The sequence below is a fragment of the Aneurinibacillus aneurinilyticus ATCC 12856 genome (assembly GCF_000466385.1).
GTDB lineage: Bacteria > Bacillota > Bacilli > Aneurinibacillales > Aneurinibacillaceae > Aneurinibacillus > Aneurinibacillus aneurinilyticus.
On the sequence record NZ_KE952712.1, the window covers coordinates 1,184 to 22,407 of the forward strand.

General features: G+C 43.3%; 18 protein-coding genes and 2 pseudogenes. 1 reads left to right on the forward strand and 19 read right to left on the reverse strand.

The annotated features are described in order from the left end of the window. The first annotated feature begins 252 nt into the window (after positions 1 to 252). Positions 253 to 471 carry a helix-turn-helix domain-containing protein gene (locus tag HMPREF0083_RS30070; protein ID WP_021619977.1) on the forward strand — a complete coding sequence of 73 codons (219 nt, stop codon included), beginning with the start codon at positions 253 to 255 and terminating at the stop codon, positions 469 to 471. Positions 472 to 611: 140 nt separating this feature from the next. Here the strand turns inward: HMPREF0083_RS30070 and HMPREF0083_RS04860 are convergent, their stop codons facing one another. The 19 genes and pseudogenes from HMPREF0083_RS04860 to HMPREF0083_RS04945 form a co-directional block, all read right to left on the reverse strand. After that, a complete protein-coding gene (locus tag HMPREF0083_RS04860) occupies positions 612 to 2,315 on the reverse strand; it encodes a hypothetical protein (protein ID WP_021619978.1) in 1,704 nt (567 codons plus the stop codon). Between the two features lie 134 nt (positions 2,316 to 2,449). After that, a complete protein-coding gene (gene rlmH, locus HMPREF0083_RS04865; protein WP_040301539.1) occupies positions 2,450 to 2,929 on the reverse strand; it encodes a 23S rRNA (pseudouridine(1915)-N(3))-methyltransferase RlmH in 480 nt (159 codons plus the stop codon). A 259-nt stretch (positions 2,930 to 3,188) separates the two neighbouring features. Beyond that, positions 3,189 to 3,431 (reverse strand): CxxH/CxxC protein, encoded by a 243-nt coding sequence (locus HMPREF0083_RS04870; protein WP_040301521.1) that lies wholly within the window; start codon positions 3,429 to 3,431, stop codon positions 3,189 to 3,191. Positions 3,432 to 3,512: 81 nt separating this feature from the next. Further along, positions 3,513 to 4,742: a S1C family serine protease gene (locus tag HMPREF0083_RS04875; RefSeq protein WP_021619981.1), complete on the reverse strand. Its 1,230-nt coding sequence runs from the start codon at positions 4,740 to 4,742 to the stop codon at positions 3,513 to 3,515. A gap of 61 nt (positions 4,743 to 4,803) precedes the next feature. Continuing rightward, positions 4,804 to 5,601 carry an MBL fold metallo-hydrolase gene (locus HMPREF0083_RS04880; RefSeq protein ID WP_021619982.1) on the reverse strand — a complete coding sequence of 266 codons (798 nt, stop codon included), beginning with the start codon at positions 5,599 to 5,601 and terminating at the stop codon, positions 4,804 to 4,806. 50 nt (positions 5,602 to 5,651) lie between these two features. Next, on the reverse strand, positions 5,652 to 6,458 hold the full coding sequence (locus tag HMPREF0083_RS04885) for a two-component system regulatory protein YycI (protein ID WP_051354537.1): 807 nt from the start codon (positions 6,456 to 6,458) through the stop codon (positions 5,652 to 5,654). Between the two features lie 16 nt (positions 6,459 to 6,474). After that, a complete protein-coding gene (gene yycH, locus HMPREF0083_RS04890; protein WP_040301522.1) occupies positions 6,475 to 7,842 on the reverse strand; it encodes a two-component system activity regulator YycH in 1,368 nt (455 codons plus the stop codon). Next, positions 7,832 to 8,323 carry a sensor histidine kinase gene (locus HMPREF0083_RS30075; protein ID WP_370974716.1) on the reverse strand — a complete coding sequence of 164 codons (492 nt, stop codon included), beginning with the start codon at positions 8,321 to 8,323 and terminating at the stop codon, positions 7,832 to 7,834. The genes yycH and HMPREF0083_RS30075 overlap by 11 nt, the downstream gene beginning before the upstream one ends. An 18-nt stretch (positions 8,324 to 8,341) precedes the next feature. Continuing rightward, positions 8,342 to 9,640 (reverse strand): annotated as a pseudogene (locus HMPREF0083_RS04895) (histidine kinase dimerization/phospho-acceptor domain-containing protein); the annotation flags it as partial. A 3-nt stretch (positions 9,641 to 9,643) separates the two neighbouring features. Beyond that, positions 9,644 to 10,360: a response regulator YycF gene (gene yycF, locus HMPREF0083_RS04900; protein ID WP_021619986.1), complete on the reverse strand. Its 717-nt coding sequence runs from the start codon at positions 10,358 to 10,360 to the stop codon at positions 9,644 to 9,646. Positions 10,361 to 10,473: 113 nt separating this feature from the next. Then, complete coding sequence (locus tag HMPREF0083_RS04905) at positions 10,474 to 11,949, reverse strand: M23 family metallopeptidase (RefSeq protein ID WP_021619987.1); 1,476 nt, start codon at positions 11,947 to 11,949, stop codon at positions 10,474 to 10,476. A 309-nt stretch (positions 11,950 to 12,258) separates the two neighbouring features. Then, positions 12,259 to 13,548 carry an adenylosuccinate synthase gene (locus HMPREF0083_RS04910; RefSeq protein WP_021619988.1) on the reverse strand — a complete coding sequence of 430 codons (1,290 nt, stop codon included), beginning with the start codon at positions 13,546 to 13,548 and terminating at the stop codon, positions 12,259 to 12,261. Positions 13,549 to 13,732: 184 nt separating this feature from the next. Continuing rightward, entirely contained in the window at positions 13,733 to 15,082 is a 1,350-nt protein-coding gene (gene dnaB, locus HMPREF0083_RS04915) for a replicative DNA helicase (RefSeq protein WP_021619989.1), read from the reverse strand. Positions 15,083 to 15,098: 16 nt separating this feature from the next. After that, on the reverse strand, positions 15,099 to 15,542 hold the full coding sequence (gene rplI, locus HMPREF0083_RS04920; RefSeq protein WP_021619990.1) for a 50S ribosomal protein L9: 444 nt from the start codon (positions 15,540 to 15,542) through the stop codon (positions 15,099 to 15,101). Beyond that, positions 15,539 to 17,500, reverse strand: coding sequence for a DHH family phosphoesterase (locus HMPREF0083_RS04925; RefSeq protein ID WP_021619991.1), 1,962 nt, complete (start codon positions 17,498 to 17,500; stop codon positions 15,539 to 15,541). Before HMPREF0083_RS04925 ends, rplI begins: the two co-directional genes overlap by 4 nt. A 4-nt stretch (positions 17,501 to 17,504) precedes the next feature. After that, positions 17,505 to 18,467: a YybS family protein gene (locus HMPREF0083_RS04930; RefSeq protein ID WP_040301523.1), complete on the reverse strand. Its 963-nt coding sequence runs from the start codon at positions 18,465 to 18,467 to the stop codon at positions 17,505 to 17,507. Positions 18,468 to 18,646: 179 nt separating this feature from the next. After that, positions 18,647 to 18,877 (reverse strand): 30S ribosomal protein S18, encoded by a 231-nt coding sequence (gene rpsR, locus HMPREF0083_RS04935; protein WP_021619993.1) that lies wholly within the window; start codon positions 18,875 to 18,877, stop codon positions 18,647 to 18,649. A 41-nt stretch (positions 18,878 to 18,918) separates the two neighbouring features. Continuing rightward, positions 18,919 to 19,185, reverse strand: a pseudogene (locus HMPREF0083_RS04940) (single stranded DNA-binding domain-containing protein); the annotation flags it as partial. A 134-nt stretch (positions 19,186 to 19,319) separates the two neighbouring features. Further along, positions 19,320 to 21,137, reverse strand: coding sequence for a reverse transcriptase/maturase family protein (locus HMPREF0083_RS04945; protein ID WP_021619995.1), 1,818 nt, complete (start codon positions 21,135 to 21,137; stop codon positions 19,320 to 19,322). Between the last annotated feature and the right edge of the window lie 87 nt (positions 21,138 to 21,224).

Genomic DNA, 21,224 nt, shown 5'->3' on the forward strand with positions numbered 1-21,224 from the left:
CAACGGGACACAAACAAGGCTTTTCGTCTCCCTTCCCAAGCGGTTGCCTCTGCCGGGCAAGAGAGGACGGCAATAGCCTCCCTCTTCGCATCTACCCAGATGTTTTGCGGTCCCGACTGGTCAGGGTAAAAAGCGGCTCCTATGCTTCCGTGTGGTGTTCCCCTCCCCTTCTTTACAGTTACAGGGTAGGAAAATATATCTTTGTTTTTTGATTAACAGTCTCTCAAATCCAACTGGAAATTCGTGATTTCGATGGGCTTAAACATACTATACGAGGAGGTCACTATTATAATAAATTCAGAAAGTGATATATTAGATGTAGAAGAAGTAATAGAGATTTTATACATTGGCAGGAATTATGTATATAAATTGCTTAATAGTGGGGAGTTAAAAGCCTTTAGGGTTGGGCGTAAATGGAGAATACCAAAAAAATGCTTAGAGGAATATATAATAGAGCGGTCAAGAATATAACCCACTACTTTTATATGTCCCTCTATGTTCCTAGTCTCATATATGGACTGTCTATCAGCATAGACATCCAGATATATAATATATATATCAAACTGTAAGATATCCATTTTGAAATAGTAAGTGGATACCTTACATAGTTTTTATCTGCTTAAGCCTGAAATATACTTTAACAGACTGACTAACTCCTCTTTGCTATGCCTTTCAGATAATTGCGTTAAGCTTACCTCTATATTATTTATATATAATTCTTTTGAAAATCCCTTTAAGAAAATCTCATTTATTTCTTCATATGAAATAAATCTTGCCTTTTGAATTAATCCTTTAATATGTATACCCTTGTTAGTTAAAAGAAAGCCATTTTTAGCACTTCCAAAAACAGTATCATCATACCCCATTATCATTTTTTCATCTAAATCCAAATTAGCATAGGTAGTAATTATTTTATTTAGCTTAGCATCTGCTTTCACATTTTGGTTTAAATAGAATAATTTTTTCTTAAGTTCATCACTACGTATACGATTATAAATACCTGCAGGATCTTTAGTATTCGGATTATTATGGTTTTCCAGATTAATTGATTCATGTTCCACTGTTTGTTCATATGTACATTTAATATTTGGGATAATTGTAATATAAAATTGTATTAATTCCCAAATTAATTTCTTATCCTCTTGATCAATAGGATAGATTGAAATAAAGAATTTCTCATTTAAAATTACATATTGTGTATTTGCATCAATACTATATATTTCATTAAATAAAAATGACATTTTTCCTTTTCCGAAAACATCTGCATGGATTCTTTTATTTGTAATAAGAAATCCTGCCCCACCAGACTTTAGTAATGAGGAGTCATGTAAAATTAAGGGATTTTCATCTATATCTAGGAAAGCAAATTTTTTAAAGGCATACTCAAACTTCTCAAGCACAGGTCTATCACTGGAATAAATAAATGTCCTTTTTTTCCAGGAATTATCTAACAAGTTCAAAGTAGAATTTAAAACATAAAGTAGTCCCTCTTCTAAGTATTCCTTTAAAAGTTTATAAACCATATTATCTTTTAGTGTATTGTCAATATCCAATTTGTTATCACCCAAAGCAAGGGATGCACTTACTTCAGATTTATTAATACTCTCTACATCAATCGAAAGACCAACGAATTCAGCTAATCTTTTAAGTTCACCACTTTCATCTCCAAGGAGTTCAACAGCTAATTGATAAAATGCCGGCTCTAAAGGCCAATTCTCTAACATTTCCACACATGCTTCAATCCAATATTGTTCAGGTACATCCCTACTATATAAATTATCATAAATTTGAATTGCTTTTTTTCTTGCCAAAAAGTCAAACGTAATAAGATTAAGCTCTTCGAAATCTCTTAAAAAATCTAAATAAGCTTGATGCATATGTAATATATCAATATATAATGATTCAATGATTTCATTTCTAGTATTTGTGTCTCTATAAATCTTAATCATTGTAGTACTGTCTTTGTTTCTTGAGGCGTGTTGATATAATTCCTTTAATTCTTTAATAATCTCAAAGCTTCTAAAACTATGTCTAAAGACATATGGGGCAAAATCATCCCTATTAATAGAATACTGGCCTCTTTCTTGTAATTTTAAATAATACTTTTCGCTTATCCTGTCTAATTCATTATGTATTTCATCAAAAAGTTTACGTTCCATATCTCGTAGTGATGAGCATTGTTTATCGTATATGTTTTCTATTTGTCTACATGCATCATCAGCTAGTCGTTCACCTTCTAAATATAACTTTATAAAAAATAAATCTTGATCATTAAATTCTAAATTTTCTCCCCAAAGCATGAAGTTATAATTCATAATTACTCCCCCAAGTGTTTTATATAATTATACCAAATATGGACCTATTTACTGATGATAAACGGAAATTTAGTCCTAAAAAACACGACATGCTTTTTTATAAACATATCGTGTTTTTTTCGTTGGGTTTGCAGTTACTTATGGTAAGGTTCCCCGCGATTAATTCGAAACCCCCGATACACCTGCTCCAGCAAAATCAGCCGCATCAATTGATGCGGAAACGTCATCTTTGAAAACGATAAATACTCATTCGCCCGGTTCATCACCGCATCCGACAGGCCGAGCGAACCGCCGATAAGAAAGGCGACTGAACTCTTGCCGTACGTCGCCAGATTATCCAGCTTCTTCGCCAGCTGCTCCGATGACCATAGCTCGCCTTCGATAGCGAGTGCGACCACATGCTGGTCAGGCTTCAATGCAGCCAGAATCCGCTCGCCTTCCTTCTCCTTCACCCGCAGCATATCAGCTTCACTTAAATTTCCCGGTGCCTTCTCGTCCACAACCTCCACAATTTCCACCTTCGCATAAGCTGTTAACCGTTTCCGATACTCATCGATTCCCTGCTTCAAATACTTCTCTTTTAGTTTGCCGACCGCCACAATTGTAATGTGCATAACTTCTTTCCCTTTCGCTTTTTTCACACTTTTTTAAAAGTTATCCCCCGTATAAACGTAGTTATCCACAAATTGTTGGTAACTTTTTTGTGTATAGAAATCACATATAAAAATCTTCCAACCCCAGTAATGTCAAGGATTTTATTTTTCCATATTTTTTAAATCACATGTGGATAATGAACTTTGCACAAAATTGCCCACAAGTTATTCACAAAAATTGAATGAATTGCCCTATCATGGGGATTTTTGCGAATTTGTTTTAAACTAAAATATACATAGGTTTCTGTTTACTATACCGGCACGTCTCGGGCACTTTCCAATCCGGTAGCTCCTGCATCACTTCTGTTAACAAATATACATCTGGCGCTTCGCTATATTCATCCACAAATTCATCAAGTGCAAGCTCCATCTGATCAGCTGCACATACGATAAAATGATCGCCACCATTTGCAAGATATTCTTTTTTTGCCGGGTCCATCATGTTTTTCCCCTCCGATTTCATTTTGTTCGCTCCTATCATACCTTATTTTCCATATAAACATACAAAAACCGGGGCATATATTATCCCCGGTTTCCTTCATCATTACTCCAATTTCTGTTTGGCAAGCGTTACATTCGCAGTTTGTTGCTTGCCGTCGCGGTAGAACGTTACTTTCACCGTATCGCCAATGTTCTTCTGGAATAAATATTTGCGTAATTCAGCCTGATTCGTAATTTTCTGATCATCGAGTTGCACAATGACATCGTACCGCTTCAAACCGGCCCTATCAGCAGGGCTTATCGGACTTACATCCTTAATAACGACACCGCTGACCACATCGTCCGGAAGCTGCAACGGATCTTTGTACGCTTGACGCGGAATCGATGAGAGATCTACAGGGATCACGCCCATCGCCGGACGTTGAACGGATTTATATTTAATGAGGTCATCAATGATTTTGCTGGCGTCGTCAATCGGAATGGCAAAGCCGAGCCCTTCCACACCCGCCTTTGCAATTTTGAGACTGTTAATCCCAATTACCTGCCCCGCAATATTGACCAAAGCTCCCCCGCTGTTTCCCGGGTTAATCGCTGCATCTGTCTGCAGCACATTCACCTCATAATCAGGTTCCCCGTCCCCGTTTAAGTCAATCGGCATCGTCCGCTCAACCGAGCTGATGATCCCCTGTGTAACAGTACGGGAGAATTCCAGACCGAGCGGGTTTCCGATAGCGATGGCAGGTTCTCCCGCCTTTACTTTTGAAGAATCGCCGAATTCGGCAACCTGCTGAATTTTTGAACCGTCGACTTCAAGTACAGCAAGGTCCGTTAAATCGTCCGTGCCTATTATTTTTGCATCCAGGTTCTTCTCTCCTTTAATAAGGGATACCTGTACGCGCTCTGCTCTTTGAATTACATGATTGTTCGTTACTATATAAGCTTTATCCCCGGCTTTGCGGAATACGATTCCTGAGCCGGTACCAGCTTCCCCTTCCTCCGATTGTCCGAAGAAATCCCGGGAACGCTGAATATTAATGACACCTACTACTGCATTCTCTACCTTCTTCACGGCCTCTACTACTCCTGAACCTACTTCAACAGAATAGTTAATATTGCCACCGCTCGGAGCCGGTGTGTGTTGAGCTGGCTGCTCTTGTTCAGCAGAGGGAAGGGCAAGACCGGGAAGATAGCCTGATTTTGATAGCGTAGGTACCATCATCAATACGATAAGACCACCAATAATGGCAGAAACGAGCGAGATAAAAAACGTAGAAGCGCCGCCTCGTCTGCTTTTCTTCTGGTCATCATAAAAGTCGTCACCGTAGTATCCCATAGCGTTGCTCCTTTCTGTACCGCATTATCTCATACTTATTATTGTTGCCGATTGTGCTGCTTCATTTACGTACAATCTCTTGCATCTTTGTAGGACGGACGGGCGATGTATCCATTAGCTTAACATGTTCTTCATCCTGAAACCCATAATCCTCAAGGATGTTTTTTACCGTCAAACGCGCCAGCTCAGTCATGTTGTTCTCTTTACTGAGGTGCGCCAGATATACAGTCTCGCCCTTCCCTGCCAAAATATCACCGAGCGCCTCTCCTGCCGTCTCATTGGAGAGATGGCCGACATCACTTAGAATACGGCGCTTCGTATTCCATGGGTAACTTCCCATCCGCAACATTTCCACATCATGATTTGCTTCGAAGACATACGCATCCGAACCACACACCGTGTCTTTGATACGTTGGCTCACATAGCCAAGATCTGTCGTCAGGCTTACTTTCATATCGTTTTCATAAAAGCAAAACCCCATCGGCTCAGCAGCATCGTGCGAAGTACCGTATGATTCGACTTTCATATCGCCAAACTCGGTCATCTCACCCGCTTCCATAATCAGCCGCTGATCCTCTGCGATCTTACCCAGTTGTCGATCAAGCTGCTCCCATGTCTTCGAATTGGCATAGACCGGCAACTGATACCGACGTGCCAGCACACCCACCCCTTTAATATGATCGGAATGCTCATGCGTAATCAGAATCGCATCCAGATCTGCTGCGCTTATCCCCGCTTCTTCTAACAGCTTCTCTATCTGTTTACCACTTAATCCTGCGTCTACCAACACTTTGCTGTTTTTTGATTCGATAAAAAAAGAATTTCCAGTGCTTCCACTGGCAAGCACGCTAAATCTCATAAGCCTTTCCTCTCTCCCTGCTGTGCTCTCCGCCTAAAATCTAATCGCGCTTATTTGCTAGTATTATTATTGGAGATAATCGAGTTTTTTTCAAGAGGTGGCGCTTGTTCTATCGCTCCTGTAATGCCATTTACATAGTGGACCCCTTCCGTATGAACCACCCGCCAGACAGGAGCAAGTACTTGAATATCAGCATCATACATATGACCATAATAGCCGACCGATACATCAGATATATTCTCTCCATATCGAATATATCCGTTGTCCAGCAAGGTTCTCACTGCAGTAAAGGCAGGGATAATTTTGCGTCCTGTCCCCTGATTGACAATCTGTACATGAATTTGCCGATAGCCGGTAATTCTTTTCTCATTCACTACAATATCAAGCGGAGCGCTAAATATAGGGTACTTCCCGTATTGTTGAACATACCGCTGGACCGTATCCGAACTTCGTTTTTCATCGAATATATAATCCCGCCCATATATTGTATAAGGCTCCAGGATTTTGAGCTCCTCTGCCTTGTTTGTGAAGTCGGATAGCTTAACTGGCTCATTAAATTTTACCATAACTCCTACTCCTTGCTGACCGATAACTTGACCGGTCAACGATTGCAGATGGTGTGCAAAGCTAGTAAACCGTACATTCACATAGTTCATCTGCGGTGTTTCATTCGGAATCCCTGTATCCAATGTGATATTGCGCGTCTTTAATAGTTCTTCGAGGCTTGATGGAATGAGTTCTCCCTGCGGAGCGGTTTCTATATCCCGATTCTGGCTCATAATGACCTGATAACCCAGAAATAAATCGAGCAGTAGAAACGTTACAATGAGAATGGTCTTCGCTCTACTCCAATCCATGTTCCCTTCCTCCCGCTCACTTGCCGAACCCCTCGACATCCGCTGCTACATAGAGCGGATCACGATCTGTCAAATGAATAGCCCAGCACGGTTTCATCTCGATAAAATCATAGACGCGGCGCGTATAAAGACCAAGTTCGACAGATACGACCTGTTGCTTGCTGATTTCTTTATTCTCCAGCCACTTTATTAGCTCTTCTCCAGAGACAGCAACAACGGGTACCCGTTCAAAGTATAAATCCAACTGCCGCATAGGATAGAATAATTCTGATACATTCCCCCCGGAGATACGGGCAGAGATAATGTTCAAATCTGTTCCCTTCATACTAAACAATGGATAGGGGCCAACGTACTGGCGAAAACGGTACGCTACTGCTTCCTCCTGGCTTTTCGCATCCACCCCGCTTACGCTTTCCAGATAATAACGACCAGTCCAACCACCATGCTGGTTGACGAAAGACAGTACCGAGCTGAGCGCTTCATAATTGGCGCGTTCGCTTGATTGGCTTTCCCATTCGTGTGTTGGATGACGGTACAGCAAGTAATCATGGCTTCCAGGAATGGAGACTGATTGGCTACCATTCGTATAAATCATTGTGCCGTCCCGTTCGGTTATCTGACGTGCCATACTGGCATCCACAAACATGGCATCCAATACTTGTTGAACCGTCAATGGCTGATAGAAATATCGGTAGCGCCACATTTTCTCCCGCCCCTTCGGTACATAAACCGGCTGGTAAAATAAAGTATCATTGTCCTCTGCTTTTTCTGCAAATGTGCGGAATAAAATTTGTTCCGACAACCCATCCAGATTAGCTGGCACAAATAGTTTGGTCATTTCTTCTGGAATCATGGATGTATGTGCCTGGATAATTTGCTGGCTCCTATCAGAGAGAAGAAGTGCATGAACCGCCTTTTGTTCTTTATTCTCATAAAGTACAATACGACTTACCGAACGAAAGTCATCTGGAAAGCGTCCTCGGACATTGAATAATTCACTTGCAATATCGGTAGGAATCTCATGTTTATAGATGATTTCTACCGTTTTTTTCTTATTGATAATTCCTTCCCATTCTTCTTTGGTGATTTTTATCTTTGCAAAATCATAAAGATACCACTTATCCATCTCCGCTCTTAGTCGCTTGTACATAGCCGATTCGATGTTGGCTTTCATATGTTTGCCATCCCCAACATGAAGCATTATGGAAGAGGGATAAATGACGTCCGTTACCTCATATTTATGGCCTACAGGGTGGGACGCTACATAGTCGGCCGGTGTCAGGCTGTCCAGCTGAGGCGCACTATTCCAGAGAAGGCCCGACAGGATAAGACTCAATGAAATAAGAGAGATTAAAATAAGGGTTTTCAGTCTTTCAAGCTTCATCTTCATTCTCCCCATACAATGGCAGAGTAAAGCTAACACGCGTCCCTTTCTGCCATTCACTATCAATTTCAATTGTGCCTCCGTGAACGAGCACAATTTGACGCGCGATGGAAAGGCCAAGCCCTGTTCCCCCCGCGCTTCGGCTACGAGCTTTATCTACCCGATAAAAGCGTTCGAAAATCCTGTCTAGGTCGCGTCTTCTTATCCCCATTCCTTCATCGATAATCTCGATACGTACAGCATTCTCTTCTTTATGCGCTCGTATGACTACCGTTGTATTCTCATTCGAGTACTTCATCGAATTCGAAATCAAATTATCAAGCACCTGAATAATATTATCTCTATCCGCTTTAACCAATGGGAGAGAATCCACAGGCAAATCCAATCGTAAAGCAATCTTCTCCTGCTGACTTCGCAGCGCAAACCTCTCGGATACGTCCTGCAACAGTTCATGAACGCTCAACGGCTGCAAATCCAGCATGTATTGCCCGGCATCGTACCGGGAAAGCTGTAGCAGATCCGTCACCAGCCGAGTCATCCGATCCGTTTCATTCAACAAAACGCGCAGAAAGCGCCGGGAAAGGGCTGGATCGTCAATTACGCCTTCTTCCAACGCTTCCAGATAGCTTTTGAGCGTCGTCAATGGCGTACGCAGCTCATGCGAAACATTGGCAACAAACTCCTTGCGCTCCTTCTCCATCGCTTCTTGTTCGGTTACATCCTGCAAGACGGCGATAATACCAGACTTCTCCTCTTCCCCCCGGCTTTTCAACACGGTAAATGAAAAGCGAATGAGACGTTCTTCTCCGTCCACATTCATATCCATTAGCATCGATCCGTTTTCTTTAAATAGAAAATCCCATTCCTCTTCTCCTGGAATGGCGAGAACCTCGTACAAATTTTTTCCCAATACCTTTTTGTAGCCCACACCGAGAATGCGTTGCGCCGGTTTATTGACAAGAATAATATTGTGGTTGCCGTCCGCTGCGATAACTCCATCAGTCATATTGGTTAAAATCGAAGACAGCTTTTCCTTTTCCGCCTCCGTCTGGGAAAGCGCCTGCTTCAGCTTTCGGGTCAACAGGTTGAATGTCTCTCCTAGTTGTCCAATCTCATCCTCGGAGTAGATGCGTACCTGACCATTGAAATCCCCGCCCACCATCGCAGTCGCTTGCCGGGTAATTTCTTTGACTGGTGTCGTAATCGTTCGCGAGAGTACGATACCAAGCGCAGCTGTGAGCAAAAGAGCCAGCACCGTACCCGTCGCAAAAATACCGTTAATCTGCCGCATCGTATGGTACACTTCCTCCATAGAAGCTACCATATAGAGTACGCCCAAGATTTTCGTTCCTTTTTTTATAGGCAAAGCCAGCACTTTAACCCGTTGTCGAGTCTCCGGGTTATACTGAATGGATTCATTTCGGGTTCCCAAGAGCGCCATGTTAATCTCAGCACGTGTATTCTTCTGACCAATGAAAGCCTTATTCTCTTCTGTAGTCGTAAGAACGATCCCATTCTGATCAAGCAGCTGTACATCTGCATTACGCAGGGCGAACAGATTGTGGATTAAGTTATCGATATCTTCGCGGGGAATATTCTCTTCTTCCAGGTATTTCTCAACATTGACTGCCAAAAGATTAGCCTGAGTATTCAGCGTTTCATTAAAATTATTTAAGTAGTATGACTCCGTGGCCCGTATAAAGTAAGCACCAATGACTTGCATTGCAATCAGGATCAAGAGCAAGTAGAGAATGACAACTTTCCATTGAACCGTTTGAAAGAAACGGATGCGCTTCATTCCTTACTCCTCCAGCGTATTGCGCATCATGTAGCCGAGGCCGCGCCGGGTAATAATATACTGCGGCACGCTCGGATCGTCTTCGATTTTTTCTCGCAGACGCCGAATCGTGACATCCACTGTCCGTGCGTCTCCGAAATAATCAAATCCCCATACTGCTTGTAGAAGGTGGTCGCGCGTCATAACTTGCCCTTTGTTTTTCGCCATATAATGCAGCAGAGCGAATTCACGGTGGGTAATATCGATCTGCTGTCCACTTTTTTCAACCGTATACGATTTTGAGTCGATGATAAGCTGCCCTACCGCAATCTTTGTAGAAGGTTCATCCTCTTTCTTCGATTCTTCTGCAAGAATCTTCGCACGCCGACGCAGATTGGCTTTAATTCTTGCAAGAAGCTCCCGGCTGCTGAACGGCTTTGTTACATAATCATCTGCTCCCAGCTCCAGACCGAGTACTTTATCAAGCTCGCTGTCTTTTGCTGTCAGCATAATAATCGGTACCTCAGACGTACGACGGACAATTCGACACACTTCCATCCCGTCTTTACCGGGCAACATAATATCAAGCAATATTAAATCCGGCTTTTCTTTTTCAGCCAGTGCGACCGCTTCATCTCCATCATAGGCACATACGACATTATAACCTTCTTTTTCAAGCGTAAATTGTAGAATGTCCGCTATCGGACGTTCATCGTCTACTACCATTACTTTATATCCCATCGTTTCACCTCTCCTAGTCTCTTTCCACTTTTTCGGGGAAAATCCTGCTCTTCTTTATGAACAGAAAAAAGCCGACGCAATGATCCCTGCGTCGACTTCTCTCTCTATTCTGCTTATCGCAGATACGTCATGGGATTAACCGGTTCTCCGTCCTTATGAATTTCAAAGTGCAAATGAGGTCCTGTAGAACGCCCTGTATTGCCGGATTTTGCGATGACTTCGCCCTTTACTACAATATCGCCCGGCTTCGCTACGAATCCATCCAAATGACCGTATAACGTACGGTAGCCGTTACCGTGATCAACCATCATCACCTTGCCGTATCCGCTCTTCGTCCCAACAAAGGCGACTCGTCCATTATCTGATGTATAAACCGGTGTGCCGATAGGTGTCGCAATATCGATCCCTGCGTGCATCCGCCCCCAGCGCTCTCCGAACGGCGAACTGAATATACCTGTCGAAGGCATACGAAAATGCCCGTCGCCGCGCGATGGCTTCACTCTTGTCCCACGGATGATTACTTTGGCTACTGGCTGCTGAATAATCTTTTGCTGTATAGGGTTCTTCTGTACAAGCTTGCCGTTCTCTTTCACTAACTCATAGACAACTTGCTTGCTGCCATTTTTCCCTTCCGTAACAATTGTATCATCACCGCGATACTTTTTGGGTTCCGGCTTTGCATTTATTTTATACGGAATAACTACATTTTCTATTGTTTCCTGCTTGGAGACAATGGTTATTTTTGGAGCTAGGGCCTGTACATTTATCTTATCGCCAACTTGAAGCAGGGTACCTTCCTTTAGACCGGGATTCATCGCCAAAAGCTCCTTCTCTTTCAGGCCATACTGTGGGGCAATATTCCATAAGTTTTCCCCATCCTGTACGATATGTTTTTTTTGCTCAGGCACTCCCTTTTGCAGCACATTCATTAACTGCACTTCATCCAAAACTTGTCCAGGTGCGACAGATTTCTTTTCAACCTGGATCTTTTCTTTGATGGTAATATGTGAGATACCAGAAACCGATTGCTTTGCCTGTCCCGCAGCAACATTTTCTACACCCGCCGTCAAATTGTGCATCGGCTTTTTCTCATTATATGAGGCTTTTAGACGATATAATGCTTCATTAATAGTTTTCTGATCCTTGGCATAAGCAATCGTCTGTCCATTTACGACCAGCTGTGCGGCATTTGCTTCCACATGCACGATGGGGGCCAGCTTCTTTAATATATCGCTACTCCTCACACCTTGGCCGTTATAATGCTGTTTCTCGGTAATCATGATATCCTTCTGAAAGCCAAGTGCTAAATTCGGATATTTCTTTTTCTCAGCGGCCAGCTTATCACCGAGCCATTTCCGTATCACATCCGGATTATCGACAACCCCAATTTCTTTTCCATCCACTGAAACATGGTAAAGCGTAGTAAGATTCGATTGATAGACATAGCCGCCCGCCACTGTTCCACTAGCTAAAAGAGAGCCTGCCAGAATACCGAACGCAACCTTGCCCTTCTTCTTCTTATCCTGAACGAATTTCATACCATGGGTCCATGTATCTTTCGTCCATGACGACATTCTCTCAATAATCATCGGTACCTCCCTTGTTGTTGCAACTTGCAGTGAAATGAACCTCTTCTAAAAAAACAAAAAAGGGAACCTTATAAAAGTATCCCTTTGTCTCTGATTATTTTTAGTTAATTAAGCAATTTTATACACAAAATGAGACACCTGGATTTGTGTCTTCACACTTTGTCTTCCAAACACTTCTTTATGGTATCATTGCAAAAATAGTATGGCAAGAAAAAACGACACATTCCGACATAAGTTGACATGAGCAGAAAAGAAACAAGACCCTAGCTTTTTAACAGCCAGAGTCTTGTTGTATGTGCCTCTTTTTTATTACAGCGCGTATACGCTACGCACAATATTCGTTTGCTCACGGCCCGGTCCTACCGAGAAAGTAGAAAGCGGAATCCCTGTTAATTGCGTGATGCGCTCTACATAATGACGTGCATTTGCTGGTAGCTCATCGAGGGAGCGGACACCTGTAATGTCTTCATCCCAGCCCGGCAATTCTTCATATACTGCTTCACACTCAGCCAGTACATTCAAGTTAGCCGGATAATGCTCAATAACCTCGCCTTTGTAACGGTATGCGGCACAAATTTTCACTGTTTTCAATCCGCTCAGTACATCAAGCGAGTTCAAGGACAGCGCTGTGATTCCGCTAACGCGGCGGGCATGGCGGACTACTACGCTGTCGAACCAGCCTACACGGCGTGGACGACCGGTTGTCGTGCCGTATTCACGTCCAACTTCACGGATTTGGTTTCCTACTTCATCATGTAGCTCTGTCGGGAACGGACCATCACCAACCCGGCTTGTATACGCCTTTGCCACACCTACTACATGATGGATTTTTGTCGGACCTACGCCGGAACCAATACATACGCCACCTGCTACCGGATTAGAAGATGTTACGAACGGATACGTTCCCTGATCGATATCAAGCATAACGCCCTGTGCACCTTCGAACAGTACTCGCTTGCCTGCATCGATCGCATCGTTCAATACAACAGATGTATCCATTACATACGGACGAATGCGCTCTACATATTGCATGTATTCTTCTAAGATCTCTTCAGTTGTAAAGCCTTCTGTTTCATAATATTTTTCGAATAAACGGTTCTTTTCTTCCAGGTTACGGCGAAGCTTCTCTTCGAATATATCCTTATCCATCAAATCAGCAATACGAATGCCTATGCGAGCCGATTTATCCATATATGCAGGTCCGATGCCTTTAAGCGTCGTACCGATTTTATTGTCGCCCTTTTTTGCTTCTTCGGCCGCATCAAGTTTCATGTGATACGGCATGATGACATGGGCACGATCACTAATGCGCAGATTATCCGTGCTTACGCCGTTGCTATGTAAATAATCTAATTCTTCCACCAACGCTTTCGGATTAACAACCATACCGTTTCCGATTACGCAAATTTTCTCTTTGTAAAAAATCCCTGAAGGAATTAAATGTAATTTATATTTTGTCCCGCCAAAAACAATGGTATGACCCGCATTGTTTCCACCTTGATAACGCGCGACGACTTCCGCTTTTTCTGCGAGAAAGTCAGTAATTTTTCCTTTCCCTTCGTCCCCCCACTGGGTTCCTACAACTACTACGGTTGACATTGGCTGGGCACCTCCTACTTTTCTAACATATTAAGTTTAGCAACGGCGTTTCTTTCTGTCAACAAAAACCGAACAATCAGGTTTTCAGGCTTCAATTTGTTCGAGAATGCCTAATAAAACAGAAGAAAATCCCTATCAGATAGGATAGGAATTTTTTAAAAATCTATACGCTAGTCATTCACGATTAACCGGGAGCATCATGCTGGCTGAGGCTGACGAATTTGTTATATTCCTTGAGAAAAGCCAACTCAACTGTACCCGTAGGTCCACTACGTTGCTTACCGATAATCACTTCGATAATATTCTTACGTTCAGTTTCTTTATCATAATAATCATCTCTATACAGAAAAGCAACCATATCCGCATCCTGCTCTATACTACCACTTTCACGAATATCGGAAAGCATTGGGCGTTTATCCTGTCGCTGCTCCACTGCACGGCTCAGTTGGGACAGGGCAATGACCGGGCATTCCAACTCACGAGCAATCAATTTTAACGTCCGGGAGATCTCCGAGATTTCTTGTTGACGGTTATCACCGCCACCGCCCTTTCGCCCGGTAATTAATTGCAGATAATCGATAAGAATTAGGCCTAAGCCCGCCTCTGCCTTGAGGCGCCGGCATTTCGAGCGAATTTCGCTTATCGTAATTCCCGGTGTATCGTCAATATAAATAGGCGCATTGGCTAGCGTTCCGATCGCCATCGTCAGCTTATGCCAGTCTTCCTCAGCAAAATAACCTGTCCGCATACGTTGGGCATCAATATTGCCCTCCGCGCAGATCATCCGCTGTACCAGCTGTGTTGCTGACATCTCCAGACTGAAGATAGCGACCGGTGCTCCGGCGCGTGCTGCCACATTCTGTGCCACATTTAGCGCGAATGCCGTCTTACCTACCGCTGGCCGGGCAGCCAGTATGATAAGCTCGGAAGGCTTGAGCCCTGCCGTCATCTTATCAAGATCAGGATAGCCACTCGGCAATCCGGTAATCTCTCCTTTATTATTCGACAACGTCTCAATGTGCTCATACGTCTCCATCAACACGTCTTTAATGTGCTGGAAGCTTGACGTTCGTTGGCGCTGAGAGATTTGCATAATTGTCTTCTCAGCATCACTCAACAAGCCGGGTACATCTTCACCTGCTGTATATCCGTCCGTTACAATTTTCGTAGCCGCACGAATTAACCTTCGCAGGGTCGACTTCTCCTCTACAATCCGGGCATAGTACCCTATATTGGATGCAGTCGGTACCGATGTAGCCAAATCGGTCAGATACGAGACCCCGCCTACCTCGTCAAGCTGCTTACGATTCTCTAGCTCCGCTGTTACTGTAACAAGGTCAACCGGCTCATTACGCTCCCCTAGATCTATCATAACCTGAAAGATACGTTGATGAGAGGTTCGATAGAAATCTTCTGCCACCAAAATGTCCGTAGCTGTAATCAGCGCTTCCCGCTCCAAAAAAATAGCCCCCAAAACGGCCTGTTCGGCCTCCATGTTTTGGGGTGGAATGCGATCGAGGAAAATATCACTCATGGTCTATCCCTCAATTCTATTCTTCAACGACATGTACCTTCACTGTCGCTGTAACTTCCTGATGAAGTTTGATTGGCACATTTGTATAGCCAAGAGTGCGAATCGGTTCAGGCAGTTCGATTTTACGTTTATCCACCTTAAAATTCGCTTTTTTCAATTCTTCAGCGATTTGCTTAGAGCTTACACCGCCAAACAAGCGCCCGCCTTCACCGGATTTAGCCTTAATGGTAATAGTCGTCTCTTCCATTACCTTCGCTACTTTCTTTGCTTCTTCCAGCTCTTCCTGCTTACGCTTTTCTTCACTTTTCTTGTGGGCTTCCTGCATTTTTACATTGCCTGGCGTCGCTTCCTTCGCCAGACCTTTCTTCAACAGAAAGTTACGAGCATACCCTTCGGAAACTTCCTTAACTTCCCCTTTTTTACCCTGGCCTTTTATATCTTGCAGTAAAATTACTTTCATTTCAGTTTCCCCCCTTGATAATTCTTAAGCACTTGCTTAAGCTGTTCCACCGCCTCGACCACGGTCACATCTTTCAGCTGCGTCGCTGCATTATTCAAATGACCGCCGCCTCCCATCTGCTCCATTACCACCTGGACGTTAAAATCACCCAAAGAGCGTGCGCTAATGGCGATTAGGTCATCCGGCCTGCGACAGACGACAAACGACGCTTCGATGCCAGCCATTGTAAGCAGTGTATCTGCTGCCTGTGCAATAAGCAATTGCCCATATTTTTCATTTTCTTTTCCTGTTGCAATAGCAATTGAGCCGCCCAAAACTTCTGTATGCTGAACAATCTCAGAGCGTCGAATATATTGGGCTAAATCTTCTTTAAGCAGTACCTGCACCAGCGATGTATCGGCACCTTTGCGTCTCAGAAAAGATGCGGCTTCAAATGTCCGCGAGCCGGTACGGAATGCAAAGCTCTTCGTATCAACTACAATACCGGCAAGCAATGCAGTTGCCTCTAATACATCAAGCTTCAAGTTTTCTCCCTGATACTGTAACAGTTCCGTAACAAGCTCACTGGTGGACGAAGCATACGGCTCCAGATAGATAAGTACCGGGTCAGCAATAAATTCCGCCGAACGGCGATGGTGATCAATAAGAACAATCTTATTCGTCGCATTTAATAAACGCGGCTCAATCGTCATCGATGGACGATGGGTATCTACTACGACGACCAGCGTACGTCTCGTTACTATCTGTACTGCCTGATCGCTTGTAATGAAATAATCATTCAGATATTCGTGTTCCTCTACTTCCTGCATGAGACGCTCAATGGCGGGATTACTCTCATCAAGTACGATATAGCCTTGTTTCTGTGCCGCATGCACTGCTTTCAGTACACCAATGGCTGCGCCGATGGCATCCATATCCGGCATCTTGTGACCCATAATGAGAACAAGATCGCTTTCCAGCATTAAGTCCCGTAATGCATGAGAAATCACGCGGGCACGCACCCTATTTCGCTTTTCGACAGCGTTCGATTTGCCACCATAAAATGTGATTTTGTCTTTGATTTTAACAGCTGCCTGATCACCGCCACGACCCAATGACATATCCAAACTTGACTGAGCCATCTCGCCCAACTCGATAAATGTGTCGATCCCTGCACCTACACCAATGCTCAATGTGATCGGGATTTTATTCTTGCTGGTCATCTCCCGCACTACATCCAGAATATCAAACCGTGTGGCCTCCAACTGCTCCAATGTTCCTCGATCGAATATTGCGAGAAACTTGTCGGAAGAAAACCGACGCAAGTAAATACCGTAATTCTGGGCCCATTTTGTAATCGCACCTGTCACATTGGTCAACAGAAGGCTGCGGCTCTGCTCATCCATACCTTGTGCCACTTCATCCAGGTTATCGAGATGCACAATAGCCAGTACTAGCTTCTCTTCATTATAATGCATCTGTAACTCTTTGAATTCGGTCACATCCTTAAAGTAAAGCAGTCGCTCTCCGGGACGATGCAGAATTTCATAAATACGTTGACGGTACGTAATCTCCGCCTGTAACTGGTTATCTTTCATATCTGTAAGCGGCGGAAATACATCAAGCAGCGATTCGCCAATCAAGTTCTCGTTTTCCGTTATCTGCTGCAGATATGGATTATGCCATTCAATGGTTTTGTCTTCATTATAAAGCACAATCCCGAACGGCATCTCATTAATGACTTCATCCCCCGCTTTTTTGATGCGATGGCTCAGTGTTGAAATATAGGCTTCCATCTCATCACGAAAAAGCCGCTGGTTATAAAACGCAAGATATCCACTGCCTGCAATGACGAAAAATCCCACTACCGCAAATAGCCAGTGCACGTATACGGCAAGTAATCCGGCCGCCAGCAAGCAAAAAACGAGAGCGAGGATCATATGCGAGCCAAACCAGCGTTTTGCCAGGAACTTCGGCATATACTCAGCTCCTATTATTGAAAAATCGATTCCGCAGGTTAAATCCTACATCCAAAACTCCTATTAAAAGTAGTATATAGGTAAATGGCGGAATTAGAAATAAGATAACCGCGAGAATCAAAAGACCTTTGCTTACATTTCGTTTATGAATCCAGTATGCAACAAAGCCCAGTGCCTGAACAGCAAACAAAAGCTGGAGCACAATCATTACATTCAATACTACCGTGTAAAGAAAACGGTACGTGTGCAGCTCCGGTATCATAAACAAAAAGAGTACAATAAGATAATAATACAAAATGGAACGGGGAAAGCGCAAATTATGTAAAGCAGGAAGCGCCTGAATTTGCGTGCCCATCCGTTGCAAAACCTTTCGGAACAGCCCGTGGTTAATCAATGCTGCTAGCAACGACGATGAGATTAACAGTCCGGGAAGGATCGCCGAAATTAAAACAGGAAGCTGCACTTTCATACTTTCAAGTGATTCCTTAACCCGTGCAAGCTGTTTTCCCTGAATTCCGTTCTGCTGCTCAGGCGGAAGCTGTTTAATCGAATGATCTACTTGCCCTTGCATCTCGGTAAGCATTTGATTCGATAGCTTACCCATCCCTTCAATCATATCATTCACCGGGTTAGTTTGTGTAATGGCCAAGACAATTCCGATACTGACAAATATGAAGGCAAGCTGCGTCACCATTCCAAGCACGAGAACATACCGGGCAGATTTTTGCTTTCGGTAGGCAATCCCCATGACCAGTCCCATAACCGCCGCTGGCAAAGAAATCAACAATCCTGGGAAACTGGTAAAAATAAACGATAAAATTGCAGCGACCAATACCGTCAGTACACCCATTCTCGTATCGTGGCGATATCCGTATATCGAGAACGGTACAGGCAATGCAAAAGCAGCAACCACGCTTAGGGGCGTGTAAAATGCCACAAAAAAGAGCACAAGGAAAATCGCGCTCATAAACGCGCCTTCCAGTATCGCTCGCACATTACTTCGCACAGGTGCTTCACTCCAATTCTTCACATCATCAATGAAACCCCACTAAATTTATCATAAAGCCCGCCATGTGGCAAACAAACAGCCAATAAAACGAAAGAAAGAGGCAAGAGAGTTTCTCTCTGCCTCTTTCATAATCTATCCTACTCCGTTACGTAAGGCAACAGAGCAATTTGACGAGCACGTTTGATTGCAACAGTCAGCATACGCTGATATTTTGCAGAAGTGCCAGTCACACGGCGAGGTAAAATCTTACCGCGTTCGCTGACGAATTTCTTCAGCAAATCTACATCTTTGTAGTCGATGTGTGTAATTTTGTTGGAAGTAAAATAACACACTTTACGACGCTTACCACGTCCACGACGTTGTGCCATGAAAATTCCCTCCTTTTATAAAAAATCATACCGTAGCGTTATTAAAATGGTAAGTCATCATCCGATATATCAATCGGTTTCTGATCGTTAGCAAAGGGATTATCATTAAATGAATCGCGTGAACGTCCGCTACCGCCGCCTCCAAACGAGGAAACTGGCTTATCAAAACCGCCTGCATACGACGATTCTCCGCCTTGGCCTTGTCCACCGCCCAAGAATTGGACATTCTCAGCCACAATTTCCGTCACATAGACTCTACGGCCTTCCTTGTTCTCGTAGTAGGATAAGCACCCGTCGCCTTTCTTTAATTCCACCTGACCCGTTCGTTTAGTCATATGTGCTATACGAATTGGTTCCCTTTGCTATGGTGTCTTAAAGCAGGTTTACTTGTACTCTCCCCCGAACCGTACGTACATCTCTCGATGTATACGGCTCTCCATTATCAATCTAAACGTCCTGCATGTAAGTCCCGATGACATGGTTCGCATATTGCCATTGTTTTACGATTTCTGGCAATCATATGTTGTTCCCATCGTTTTTTTCCTGCTAGGTCTTTTAGCTTCTTAACGTGATGCATGTGAAGAGGCATATTTTCCGTCTTGCACCATTCGCATTGGTTAGCTAAAAGCCTGTCGATGAGACTCGTACGACCGCTGTACATCTGGATTATGGGTTCCTTGTCAATATCCTGACTGTTGTTTCCTATTAGCTTTTGTTTCTTGAAGCCTTCATTATAGAAGTACCTTATTTTTTGTCCTTCCTTAGTTTGGTATCGAACGGCTAATTGTCCGTCGATTTTGTATTTGTCCGCCATTTTTCCTACGGTTGACTTATACTTGTTGGCAAGTGTTTTCAGAAAGCTGTACTTCATGAAGTGTTTATACTTGTTTAAGGAGTGGACATTTAACGCCAGCTTATAGTAATTGTACAACCCTCTTATCTCTGCATTGTATATACTGATGATTTCGAGGTCGTCATTATTAACAAGATACCTTCTATGCGTGGATTCCCATTCATCATTTTTAGTGATTTTCAGCGTTCCAGTCTTAAGAAGGTTCTTCTGCCATGCCTCTTTGGGCATCATAAGTCTAACACGTTGGTTATTGACTCTTTGCAGATGTCCATTCTTATTCCTTTTCGACATTTGATGTCTGGTAATGTCAATGTCGTAGCTCAAGAAGTGTGCCTTTTTACTGCTATGTGTTATAAGAGTTTTTTCTTGTGACAGTTCGAGTTTTAGCTCTTCTTTAAGGAAGACCGTAAGGTCTTTCTTGATTTGCTGTGCTTCTTCCTTGGTTCCGATTATTCCTATGAGGAAGTCGTCTGCGTACCTTACGTACTGTAACCTTCTGTATCCTTCATCAAATGGGTCGGCTGATGGATATTGTCGGGCGACTTTTTGCAGTTCTTTAAGCTCTTTTGTTGCTTTGAGCTTTTCCTCCTCATTCATTGTGTCCCATACCTGCTTATATTTGGCTTTGAGCCTGTCAGCTCTTTGACATGCCGTTTTGTACATTGTATTCTTTGCTCTTTTGATTCCTTTATCGAAGGTTTTCTTATATTTCTCAACGTATTGGTCGAGTTCGTTAAGATAGATATTAGATAGGATAGGGCTGATAACGCCACCTTGTGGTGTACCACTGTACGTTTTGTTAAGTTGCCAATCCTCCATATATCCTGCCTTCAGAAATTTCCAAATGAGGTCAAGGAATTTTTCGTCTTCAATTCTTTTTCGAAGAATGTTGATGAGTACATGATGGTCAATGTTATCAAAAAAGCCTTTTATATCACCTTCTACAAACCACTTTACTGCTGTAAATGTAGCTTGTATCTGGATGAGTGCAGTATGGCAACTTCTGTTTGGTCGGAATCCATGTGATCTGTCCGAAAATGTACCCTCATAAATAGCTTCAAGGATTCTCCTGACTACTTCTTGTACCAGCTTATCGTCGAATGAGGGGATGCCTAAAGGTCTTTTTCCACCGTTTTTCTTAGGGATGTATGTCCTTTTGGCTGGCTGAGGTTGATAGCTGAAATCTTGTAGTCGTGCGATGATTTGGTTAACCCTTTCGATATTCATACCGTCGATTGTTTTTCCATCTGTTCCCGCTGTCATGTTACCTTCATTTGCATATATTTTTGCATATGCTTCAAGGTAAAAATGTGGGTTGTACAGATTCCTATACAATCTGCGATATTTATAATCGGCATCTTTTGATTTGGACGCTAGACTGTTCAATACTACTGTTGGACTTCTCATAGAGCCTCTCGCTCCTTTCCAATTTCGTATTAAACTAGATAACTGCTTCCCTTCGCCATGTGATGGGCTTTCCCTCACGATGCCTCG

Bases quoted from the DNA above. Each gene is read 5' to 3' on its own strand.
- rpsR (WP_021619993.1), bottom strand. From the start codon at position 18,877: ATGGCACAACGTCGTGGACGTGGTAAGCGTCGTAAAGTGTGTTATTTT.
- yycH (WP_040301522.1), bottom strand. From the start codon at position 7,842: ATGAAGCTTGAAAGACTGAAAACCCTTATTTTAATCTCTCTTATTTCA.
- HMPREF0083_RS04910 (WP_021619988.1), bottom strand. From the start codon at position 13,548: ATGTCAACCGTAGTAGTTGTAGGAACCCAGTGGGGGGACGAAGGGAAA.
- HMPREF0083_RS04875 (WP_021619981.1), bottom strand. From the start codon at position 4,742: ATGGGATACTACGGTGACGACTTTTATGATGACCAGAAGAAAAGCAGA.
- HMPREF0083_RS30075 (WP_370974716.1), bottom strand. From the start codon at position 8,323: ATGCTGGATTTGCAGCCGTTGAGCGTTCATGAACTGTTGCAGGACGTA.
- HMPREF0083_RS04930 (WP_040301523.1), bottom strand. From the start codon at position 18,467: ATGAGCGCGATTTTCCTTGTGCTCTTTTTTGTGGCATTTTACACGCCC.
- rlmH (WP_040301539.1), bottom strand. From the start codon at position 2,929: ATGCACATTACAATTGTGGCGGTCGGCAAACTAAAAGAGAAGTATTTG.
- HMPREF0083_RS04880 (WP_021619982.1), bottom strand. From the start codon at position 5,601: ATGAGATTTAGCGTGCTTGCCAGTGGAAGCACTGGAAATTCTTTTTTT.
- yycF (WP_021619986.1), bottom strand. From the start codon at position 10,360: ATGGGATATAAAGTAATGGTAGTAGACGATGAACGTCCGATAGCGGAC.
- HMPREF0083_RS04925 (WP_021619991.1), bottom strand. From the start codon at position 17,500: ATGCCGAAGTTCCTGGCAAAACGCTGGTTTGGCTCGCATATGATCCTC.
- HMPREF0083_RS04885 (WP_051354537.1), bottom strand. From the start codon at position 6,458: ATGGATTGGAGTAGAGCGAAGACCATTCTCATTGTAACGTTTCTACTG.
- rplI (WP_021619990.1), bottom strand. From the start codon at position 15,542: ATGAAAGTAATTTTACTGCAAGATATAAAAGGCCAGGGTAAAAAAGGG.
- dnaB (WP_021619989.1), bottom strand. From the start codon at position 15,082: ATGAGTGATATTTTCCTCGATCGCATTCCACCCCAAAACATGGAGGCC.
- HMPREF0083_RS04860 (WP_021619978.1), bottom strand. From the start codon at position 2,315: ATGAATTATAACTTCATGCTTTGGGGAGAAAATTTAGAATTTAATGAT.
- HMPREF0083_RS30070 (WP_021619977.1), top strand. From the start codon at position 253: ATGGGCTTAAACATACTATACGAGGAGGTCACTATTATAATAAATTCA.
- HMPREF0083_RS04870 (WP_040301521.1), bottom strand. From the start codon at position 3,431: ATGAAATCGGAGGGGAAAAACATGATGGACCCGGCAAAAAAAGAATAT.
- HMPREF0083_RS04945 (WP_021619995.1), bottom strand. From the start codon at position 21,137: ATGAGAAGTCCAACAGTAGTATTGAACAGTCTAGCGTCCAAATCAAAA.
- HMPREF0083_RS04905 (WP_021619987.1), bottom strand. From the start codon at position 11,949: ATGATTATTGAGAGAATGTCGTCATGGACGAAAGATACATGGACCCAT.